Annotated in this window: 8 protein-coding genes; 5 read left to right on the top strand and 3 right to left on the bottom strand. The window is 53.0% G+C overall.

Going from position 1 to position 8770, the window contains the following annotated elements:
• The first annotated feature begins 643 nt into the window (after positions 1 to 643).
• From HY788_24240 to HY788_24220, 5 genes are all read left to right on the top strand, one after another.
• Positions 644 to 1684: a hypothetical protein gene (locus tag HY788_24240; protein ID MBI4777255.1), complete on the top strand. Its 1041-nt coding sequence runs from the start codon at positions 644 to 646 to the stop codon at positions 1682 to 1684.
• A gap of 58 nt (positions 1685 to 1742) precedes the next feature.
• A complete protein-coding gene (locus tag HY788_24235; GenBank protein ID MBI4777254.1) occupies positions 1743 to 2135 on the top strand; it encodes a restriction endonuclease in 393 nt (130 codons plus the stop codon).
• Between the two features lie 62 nt (positions 2136 to 2197).
• Positions 2198 to 2395, top strand: coding sequence for a hypothetical protein (locus tag HY788_24230; GenBank protein ID MBI4777253.1), 198 nt, complete (start codon positions 2198 to 2200; stop codon positions 2393 to 2395).
• Between the two features lie 214 nt (positions 2396 to 2609).
• Positions 2610 to 2822 carry a hypothetical protein gene (locus HY788_24225; protein ID MBI4777252.1) on the top strand — a complete coding sequence of 71 codons (213 nt, stop codon included), beginning with the start codon at positions 2610 to 2612 and terminating at the stop codon, positions 2820 to 2822.
• 699 nt (positions 2823 to 3521) lie between these two features.
• Positions 3522 to 4457 carry a CHRD domain-containing protein gene (locus HY788_24220; GenBank protein MBI4777251.1) on the top strand — a complete coding sequence of 312 codons (936 nt, stop codon included), beginning with the start codon at positions 3522 to 3524 and terminating at the stop codon, positions 4455 to 4457.
• A 174-nt stretch (positions 4458 to 4631) separates the two neighbouring features.
• On the opposite strand, the gene HY788_24215 is transcribed toward HY788_24220, so the two are convergent.
• From HY788_24215 to HY788_24205, 3 genes are all read right to left on the bottom strand, one after another.
• Positions 4632 to 6251: an alkaline phosphatase gene (locus HY788_24215; protein ID MBI4777250.1), complete on the bottom strand. Its 1620-nt coding sequence runs from the start codon at positions 6249 to 6251 to the stop codon at positions 4632 to 4634.
• Between the two features lie 101 nt (positions 6252 to 6352).
• Positions 6353 to 6925, bottom strand: coding sequence for a UbiX family flavin prenyltransferase (locus HY788_24210; protein ID MBI4777249.1), 573 nt, complete (start codon positions 6923 to 6925; stop codon positions 6353 to 6355).
• Between the two features lie 122 nt (positions 6926 to 7047).
• A complete protein-coding gene (locus HY788_24205) occupies positions 7048 to 8511 on the bottom strand; it encodes an FAD-dependent oxidoreductase (GenBank protein ID MBI4777248.1) in 1464 nt (487 codons plus the stop codon).
• Positions 8512 to 8770 lie beyond the last annotated feature (259 nt).

Below are 8770 nucleotides of genomic sequence, written 5' to 3'. Positions count from 1 at the left end.
AATCCATCGGACGTTTGGTCGGCGCATTGAAAACAGTGTCCACCAAGGACATCAACCTTCTGCGCAACACCCCCGTGAAAAGGGACACGGTGTTGAATTTGCGCGTTTCTTTGTTTCGTCGTCTATGACATAGAAACCTCATGCCGCGAAAAGCGCACATTGATGCGCCGCGGGGGTATTGCATCACAGAAACACCCGACTCGGGTGGCCGCCCGAAGTGTATTGAGCTACCGGGCTGTTTACGAATTGGCCATACCCGCGGCGGAGGTTGTAGAGAAACTCGAGATAAGCCGGTCGGCGGTCAGCCGGGCTGTCAGCAGAGGGAGACAGATTGTTTCGGATAATGGGTTGTCCGTTGAAGAATAGAAATGCACAAAATCAACCTCGTCCCCCTTTTCACCTGGCGGAAAGGGGGCGACAGCAGCATTTGTTTTTGTCTTTCATCGCGCATGTTGGGCGTGGCCTCTTTCTTGTTAGTGCAATGATATCAGCTGGTTGCCACCTTTTCGATACCATGCAAGGCAAGAAATTTCCACCCTAATCTGCGCGATCTTCTTTTTATAATAATAAGTTAGCTTCATGGACAGACACTAGTTAGTTTAGTTTGTGACCTTGTTGCAAATTAGCAATAGGAGGGGAATTATTGAATGAAGAATACTACATCCCGTATCCAAAGCAGCCATTGGCAGGAGGATTATGTGTGGCCGTAACCAAGTCCCAATCTGAGAGAATGGCTGAAATAGAAAGAAACAAGAATGACAGAATATTTTTGGCGAGAGCCATATTATCAGATCATATACCGCTGTGTGGCGGTATTCCCGACATCATTACCAGGCCACCTTACCATCTCATAAGAATGAATAAAGGTCCGATTAGTATATATTTGCATCACGGAGGTCGGAATGTTGCTTTCTATGATTTAGTATCTGACGATGAAGGTTATCTTCAATATATAGAGGTTCAAATTCAAGACAGACTTCCGAGCACCACTTTTCCACTAGCGAGAACTGCATTAAACCAGTTACTTGATAATCTTCAGGGTGTGAAATGGCTACCTCTCTTGATAATGAGAATTGATCTTTATGTCAAAGGTGACAATGATCCATTAGCTCATCAATTGATATATCCGTTTATGTCCGAATTAACTATCGGTCCGTTAGGCGGTATGCATCAGTATCCAGCTTTTTCAATGTATGAAGCTGTGTTGAGAGAGGCTATTATTTCAACCAGTCCTTATTATAGATTCTTGTGTTCATATAGGCTTTATGAAGGTCTGAACAAACTAAGAAAATGGTTGAAAGACCTTTGTCAACATTTTGGTATTAATGAAAAACTACCTAAAGATCCACCTGTCAATATAGACCTGATAAGATCGTATAACTTTCGTGATTCTTTTATAGTTGGATTGACCACAATTGGGGATCTGTGGAGTAAATTCAAGGAAGATAGAAATCGTGTTGCTCACTTTTTTTTAAAAGACGATGATAATCCATTGAATTTTTCCAATGGATATACTTATAACGATTATTCAATGATAAGCGCAATCCTTCTCTATCATTCAAATATAGCCTTCACTGATTTGCTTGGATTTTTTAATAAAAACCTTATGTTTAAAATGTCAAAGGGGTCGATCCTCCCGTTAGCAGAAGAAAAAGATAAGTTTATCCTAAAATCTCAGGCATAAGACAATGCAGAAGGCTAAGGGGTTCCTGCAGTCTCCCTTCCGGCAAAGGACAAGTTGCATGGCACGTCGGAGCAAATCCGGGTGTTTAGGTTGGCTTGTAATAATCGGAATTTTGGCCGCTGTCTCTGAATCCAAAGAAATCCTGTCGGTCATAATTGGCTGTTTTGTGGTATATGCGGTATTTGCGGTTCTTGGACCAATCGTAGATGGAATATCAAATAGCATTACGAGACATAGCATTCGCCGAAAACTTCTCAGGTCGGGTTTAGGGGAAGCGGACTACATGTCGGGAGAGGAGTTTGAGCAATGGATTGCAGTAAAGATGCAAACTCTTGGGTATGAATACTCCCTGACTCCCGGTTCAGGCGACTTTGGAGCCGATCTAATCTTGCGCAAGAGAAGAGAAAAGACGGTCGTTCAGGCAAAACGATGGATAGGACCGGTCGAGTAAAAAGAGGGACGGGGTTGAATTTGCGCGTTTCTCCGTTACCTCGTCTACGATACAAGAACCTCATGCCGCGAAAAGCACCCATGGATGCGCCGGGAGGGTTGCACCACATCGTCTGCCGAGGGATCGAACGGCGCACCATATTCCGTGACGATACCGGGAGAATCCGGTTTGTCGATCGCCTGGTGAAACTGCCGGCTAAAACCGCAACGCCCTGTTTTGCCTGGGCTATGATCCCCCAACCGAGGGGGACAGAAACCTGAGCCCAGGGTATTCGGCGGTCTGCCTAGCCTCGGCGCGTACAGACAGATCGCTTCGGATAATGGATTGTCCGTTGAAGACTAGAAATGCACAAAATCAACCCCGTCCCCCTTTCCACGTTCATATAGACCATTTTTAAACTGGAAAGAAAGAATCAATGAGCAAGACCTGACCCCCACTGTTCATTATCTGCCTTTGAATCAAAAGGAGTGTCTGATGAGCACGTTAGAAAAGATCGTTAAAAATTTAGGGATAATGCCGGAATCGATCCAAGCCGAGGTTCTCGATTATATCGAATATCTGAAATTCAAAGAGGAACGCGGGGGTGAGGGTTACAACTGGGAGGATTTTTCACTGGAGTCGGCCATGCGGGAGATTGCCGAGGAAACAAGTCCGTACGGGTTGGAAGATATCAAGGAGAAATTTTGATGATACGCGAGCGCCAGGTTGTCCTCTTAATATGAAATGAAAAGAGGGGCGGTGTTGAATTTGCGCGTTTCTCCGTTACATCGTCTACGATTCAAGAACTTCATGCCGCGAAAAGCACGCATGGATGCGCCGGGAGCGTTGCATCACATCATCTGCCGAGGGATCGAACGGCGTACCATTTACCGTGACGATACCGACAGAATCCGGTTTGTCGAACGACTGCCGAAACCACTGGGGGAAACCGCAACGCCCTGTTTTGCCTGGGCTATGATCCCCCAACCGAGGGGGACAGAAACCTGAGCCCATGGGTGATCGGCGTTCTGCCTAGCCGTCGGCGCGTACAGACAGATCGCTTCGGATAATGCATTGTCCGTTGAAGAATAGAAATGCACACAATCAACCCCGTCGCCCTTTCCACGGCTGAGCGGCGCCGCCTATGAATTTCTCCCCCGTAGACAACTGCCATAAGCCCCTGCCCTCCCCTCGATTCGTTCTTTTCCTGCACCTCGGGTCCGATCCCGGTTGTTCAAGAAAGGTTCGTCCGGCCCCTTGTTTTTGACTAAGTACTGTTTACTTATACGGCATATAAGGGCGAAATTCCAACGATGGTCGGGGGATTTCGCTTAAGAAGTCGAATTATTCGGTCTGATTCCCTTCGGGGAGACCTAAAGAGAATAGAAATGCTAAGGAGGCGATCATATGGAAACAAGAAATCGTTTCGAGAGGATGGGCCTCTTCATAATGATAATCGCGTTGCTCGTTTCGGGCGTTCCGGCGTCCGCGGAAGATCCGGACTATTCCAACGGCGTATTGAGCTTGCCCAGAGTCACCGTAGAAAAATCGATTGCGTTCAACAACGTCACCATGACGCTGGACCTGGAACAGAGCACATTCCAGCTGCTGACGGCCGAGGGTGACCTTACGATTACCACGAGGACTGCGTTAAACGGCGGAGAGGAAAACCCGCCTGTTTTGACGGAAGGCGCCGCCATGGGCGTTATGGTTGTGAACACCCAGACCAGAGCGATTGAAGGAACGGTGCTGATCCGAGGTCTTTCCGACGTCACGGTTGCCCATATCCACGAGGGTGCGGTCGGGGTGAACGGCCCGATCATTATTCCGCTCACTGGAGACGGCGACATCAGAGTGGTTCCGCCGGATACGTTTCTCACGGAGGAGCAGTTCCAGAGCTTCTTGAGCGGCGGATTGTATGTCAACGTGCACACGGAGACCAATCCCGGCGGTGAAATCCGCGGGCAGATCAGTCCTGATTTGATCGACTGGGGCGTGGCGTCTCTCACCGGCGATCAGGAAAATCCGCCGGTTACCAGCATGGGCAGCGCTCTCGGAGTAATGAGCGTGAACTTCAAAACACGAGAAGTTAGCGGTTACGTCAGCGTGCAAGGTCTTCAGGGCATCACGGCCGCCCATATTCATAGAGGCGCGCCGGATGTAAACGGCCCGATTATCGTGCCGCTTGAAGGCAGCGACTCGATGTTTACCGTTCCGGAAGGGTCCTTATTCTCAGAGTTGGACTTGGCCAGATTTTACAGGGGAGAGCTGTACTTTAACGTACACACGGAAGATCATCTCGGGGGAGAAATCCGCGGTCAAATTCATCCGGCCGTCCGGTAGGGACCGGATTGAATGGGAGAATCCTTATCAACAGGTTCTCCCTACAATTCAGCCGCTCCGCCAACGGCGGTGCGGCCTGTACAAAACGTTTGAAGGAAGTCTGAGTCCCGCCTCCGGCGGGATTTTTAAAGTTTCCCTCAGCGATCCGATAGACACGTTTCTTTTTCTTTTCCTCTAATACAACTCATACAACGTGTCGGCCTCCATGACCGGGAATCGGTAATCCGGGGAGGCCGAGCTGAGATTCAAGCCTGCCTCGAAATCCGAAACGGACTGCCCGGAGCCGTATTTGAAATCCGGCATGGGGATCTCGAGGCAGCCGTCCAGGTAGGAGGCGTTGTCCACGGCTTTGCCGGTAACGGCTTCGTACATGACCTTGAAGATATCCGTGTTGTCGCGGTAATCGCCTGTTCTTCGGGCGGCCAGGCTTTTGGCGCAGAGTCCCTGGGCCCAGATGGGGACAAGCTGGTTGGTGTGCCTAGCCCATCCTTCGCAATTCACACCCCAACATTCATGGGCCAAAACGTCGTTTCCATACACATTGCCCACGGGCTGAAGCTGTCCGGTTTCGTGATCCGCTGTAACGATGACCAGGGTGTTGGTCCAGTTGCTGCCGTTGGACGGATCATGCACCCAGTCGAGGACCGCCCGGACCGAATGGTCGAAATCGATGATTTCTTCGATGTTGCGTTTGAGATTGCCCGCGTGTCCGGCCCAGTCAATGGCGCCGCCTTCCACCATGAGCCAGAAACCGTTGGGGTTCTTTTCGAGGACCTTGAGCGCGCCCTTGGTCATGGTCTCGAGGCTGGGCGCGTTGGGCACTAAAGCCCCGTCCAGGGCGGGCAGGGTGTCCGGAGTGGAAGCGGAACCGTAACTCGAGCCGCCCCGATTGAACTGGAGCGTTGCGGCGACCTGAGCCACACCCATAACCCGATGCGGCGCGCCGCCGGGGTGCGCGCCATGCGCCAAGGCCTCGAAGTCGGCCTTGGTCTCGATGAAGGTCCTGCCTCCGTAACCGGCCACGGCCGCGTTAAACAGAGCCTCGCCGTCCCCGTTTTCAAGGTAGGGGCCCCGGTTCATGGACCATTCCGATTTGGACCAATCCGGAGTCACGCTCCGGCCGTTATCGTCGTAGTACGGATGACCGGCGCCCATGATGACGTCCAGTTTGGAATCCATCATCTGCCGGATCTTCTCGCTGTGGTTTTTTCTATAGGGGGACTTGACCACCGAGGCCGCGGGTGTAGAGTGATAGAAATTCACGGACGTGACGGCGCCCGTTCCTTTTCCCGCAGCGACTGCATAGTCCACGATGGTGTTCAGGAATTTTACCTCCCACGGTTTGCCCGCATCGTACCCTTCCGCCTTGGCTTTCACATTCAGGGTATACTTTGCACATTTGTGGCCGTCGAGCATGGCGCCGGCCGCGGCGGCGGAATCCGTGGCACCCTGCTGCACATACGCGGGCACGGGGTTCTTTTCCCAGGGCGTGTATCCGCCCCGAGCCGGGTCGTAGCTTCCCACGACGCTCCCGTCCTCCCAGTACTCACCGGAAAGGGGACCTTTCGGGTCAGTCGGATTTCGCATGTAAGTCGTCATGTACCCGAAGTGTTCGAGGCCTTTCATGGCCAGGGGACCGCCGTTCAGGTAACGCTCCGCGGCGTCCGCTTGCCACCATCCCATGCCGTCGCCGATCAGCAGGATCACATACTTGGCCGGACCGTCGGCCGTTGCGGACCCGGCAAAAATCGCCAGGGAAATCGCCAGAAATAGGGCCGGCCTAAACCTCTTCATCCAACACGTTCTTCTCATCTCCCGGCCTCCATATCGCTTTGCGGACATACCCGCGCATTCGCTTCTAATGCGCCGGCGCCCTCGCAAATGACAATCAGCGATTAGTCCTCGCCCCACCGTTGAAACAATTGATGTGGTATCCGAAAACAATCCAACACCTTACCAATGGTCTGCCGGATGATGTCGTCGATGGTTCGGGGTTGGTGATAGAAAGCGGGTACGGGCGGGAGGATGGTCGCGCCGTTGCGGGCGGCCCCGAGCATGAGTTCGAGATGGCCCTGGTGGAGAGGGGTCTCACGCACCACCAGCACCAGGGGACGGCGCTCTTTCAGGGTGACGTCCGCCGCACGCACGATGAGGTATTCGCTGTACGAATGCGCAATGGCGGAAAGAGTCTTGATACTGCAGGGAATCACCACCATGCCCATGGTGAGAAACGAGCCGCTGGATACGGCTGCAGCCAGGTCGTTGTTCCGGTGTACAACGTCGGCGTAGGATTCGACCTCCTCGAGGGAAACCTTGGTTTCCAGAAGGAAGTTCCGGTGGGCCGCTTCGGTCACGATCAGATGTGTTTCATATTCGAGCTGTTTCAGCGTCTTGAGCAACTCGAGACCGTAGACCACCCCGCTGGCGCCGGAAATACCCACCACGATCCGTCTGAGAGCATCATCCATCGTTGTTCCCGTCTATCCGGGGCTCGTAGTGAACCGGGGTATCACCAAAATCGAATCAAACCATAATGTAGTGTCTTCGACAAATCAAGGAGCAATCAGATCCGGGAGTTCTTCCCGAACCCTTACGGACGGACCGCGCCGCAGGCCCGTCCTTTAAAATGAAACAGGAACTTGAGGGCCTTTTTTACCTTGTCCGAAAAGATCTTGCCGGAAAAATAATTGGCCGCGAGCCGCTTGTTGATCTCTCCCAGAGTCGGGTAAGGATGAACGGCCCCGGCCAGGGTGGAAAGCTTGGTCTTCCCGTTCGTCACGGCCACCCATTCGCTGACGAGTTCACCCGCGTGCAGTCCCATAAGCTGCACGCCGATGGGCTTTTCACTCGAGTCCAGCAGCAATTTCGCTTTTCCAATGTCCGAGCCTTCCGCCAGGCTCCGGTCGTTGTCCCGGAATGCTTCCGTGTACACGGAATACTCGATGCCGGCCTTTTGGGCGGCCTCTTCGTTCATCCCGATGCTCGCCAGCTCGGGACTGGTGTAGGTGCACCAGGGCAGAAACGTATAATCCGTTTTCCTGGGCAAATGAAAGACGGCGTTGGTCACAATGATTCCGCCCTCGTAGCCGGCCGCATGGGTAAACTGGTACTCTCCCGTTACGTCGCCGGCCGCGTAGATGTGTTTCTGAGAAGTTCGCAACCGGTTGTCCACTTTAATGCCTTTTTTGTCGAATTCGACACCAATGGTGTCCAAACCCAGGCCTTCTATGTTGGGACGCCTCCCCATGGCCACCAGGATGGCTTCCGCTCTGAAGGTCTCCTTCTTTCCGTGTTTGCCCTCGATCTCGACTTCCCGCGCATAACCGAGATCCGCTATGCGGGCCACATCGGCGTTCAGATGGAAGATCACGCCTTCCTCCGCCAGCACGTTCATCACCAGATCGGCCATGTCCTTGTCTTCCTTGCTCAGAATTTGTCCGCTTCGCTGTACCACGTGCACTTGCGTGCCCAGGCGGCAGAAGGCCTGAGCCATTTCCGCGGCGATGGGACCGGCCCCGAGTACGATCATGGACGCGGGCAATGTGTCCAAAGAAAAGATCTCCCGGTTGGTAAGGTACGGTGTCCGATCCAGGCCGGAGAACGGGGGAACAGCCGGGGAAGAGCCGGTGGACAGCACCCAGTTTCTGGCGGAATACCGCTTACCGTTCAACTCGATGGTGTGTTCGTCCTTGAAAGAGGAATCTCCGAATTCGACCCGGACTCCCAGCTTGCAAAACCGCTCCTCGGAATCGTGCTCCTGAATGCGCTTGATGACCGCGCGAATGCGGCCGGCCACCTCGCGGAAGTTCACCGGCGGCAGCTCCAGGTGAGGCAGTCCGAACTTGTGGGCGTTCTTGATCAGGTGATACACGTGAGCGGTCTTGATGAGTGTCTTGCTGGGTACGCATCCATAGTGCAGGCAGTCGCCTCCGAGTTCCTTTTCCTTCTCGACGAGCAGCGTTTTCGCTCCCAATTGGGCTGCGCCGGCCGCCACCGTCAGACCCGCCGCTCCCGCGCCCAGGATACCGATGTCGAAGTCGTATGTATTCGCCATGGGTGCACTCCTTTGTATGGTCATGATGCGCGCCGGGTAAACTTTTCGTACCTGTTCAGGGTGGTGCTTGGGGAACCCTTCTGAAGAAGGGTTCCCCAAACCCCTCCCAAGACTTTTGAACAAGGGTCATTCCGGCTTACGCCGGAATGACCCCTGTAGTTTGGCCCTTGACTAGTCGAATTTCATGTGAAATTTCCCGTATTGGTTGGAAAATCAAGGGAATCCTCTTGACTTTTTATTCGTCCCTTGGTAACTAGTT

This window comes from Deltaproteobacteria bacterium (assembly GCA_016208165.1).
Taxonomy (GTDB): Bacteria; Desulfobacterota; Desulfarculia; order JACQYL01; family JACQYL01; genus JACQYL01.
Note: the sequence above shows the minus strand (reverse complement) of the source record. Positions and strands in the feature narration are given on the sequence as shown.

Coding starts and splice junctions, on each gene's coding strand:
- HY788_24220 (MBI4777251.1), top strand. CDS start 3,522: ATGGAAACAAGAAATCGTTTCGAGAGGATGGGCCTCTTCATAATGATA.
- HY788_24225 (MBI4777252.1), top strand. CDS start 2,610: ATGAGCACGTTAGAAAAGATCGTTAAAAATTTAGGGATAATGCCGGAA.
- HY788_24235 (MBI4777254.1), top strand. CDS start 1,743: ATGGCACGTCGGAGCAAATCCGGGTGTTTAGGTTGGCTTGTAATAATC.
- HY788_24230 (MBI4777253.1), top strand. CDS start 2,198: ATGCCGCGAAAAGCACCCATGGATGCGCCGGGAGGGTTGCACCACATC.
- HY788_24205 (MBI4777248.1), bottom strand. CDS start 8,511: ATGGCGAATACATACGACTTCGACATCGGTATCCTGGGCGCGGGAGCG.
- HY788_24215 (MBI4777250.1), bottom strand. CDS start 6,251: ATGAAGAGGTTTAGGCCGGCCCTATTTCTGGCGATTTCCCTGGCGATT.
- HY788_24210 (MBI4777249.1), bottom strand. CDS start 6,925: ATGGATGATGCTCTCAGACGGATCGTGGTGGGTATTTCCGGCGCCAGC.